The 478-nt window shown below is 34.5% G+C and carries 1 protein-coding gene; it reads right to left on the bottom strand.

Annotated features, from left to right (window positions below):
• Positions 1-53: 53 nt before the first annotated feature.
• Complete coding sequence (locus tag AAEY80_RS14345; RefSeq protein WP_201567978.1) at positions 54-266, bottom strand: hypothetical protein; 213 nt, start codon at positions 264-266, stop codon at positions 54-56.
• Positions 267-478: the final 212 nt, after the last annotated feature.

Genomic DNA, 478 nt, shown 5'->3' with positions numbered 1-478 from the left:
CTTTATGATTATGTTTGATGATCGTATTAGTAAGCACTTAATCTAAATGGCAGTTACACAGAATTCGGGATGGGCTCTAGATCAGAGGTTTCTATTTTATTAGATAGGAGTTTATCTGAGTCAATTGATAGTTTGGAAAAGCTTTCAGTATTAGATTGATTTTTCAAATCATTGCCATTCATATCAGCATTCAACTTTTCATCTATAGATTCAGTCGCTCCGCATCCAAGTAGTAGAATTGATGATAGTAATATTGAATTTTTCATATATTATCCACAGTGACACTTTTTGGTCGGTAAAAGCCAAACATCTCCAAGGTAACCCAATGCATAATCATCCTGATAATTCATTGTAACAACAGTGGCATGCCCTGATTTAGCCATAATAAAAACATCTTCATGCCTAGATTAACACACCAAGTGCAACGCTAAGTAATGGAATAAAACACCTGGTTTGGCGTTTTAAACCCTAATCGTTT

Source organism: Psychrobacter sp. 78a-MNA-CIBAN-0178 (genome assembly GCF_040309625.1).
GTDB lineage: Bacteria > Pseudomonadota > Gammaproteobacteria > Pseudomonadales > Moraxellaceae > Psychrobacter > Psychrobacter okhotskensis.
This window is presented reverse-complemented; position numbering and strand designations above follow the sequence as displayed.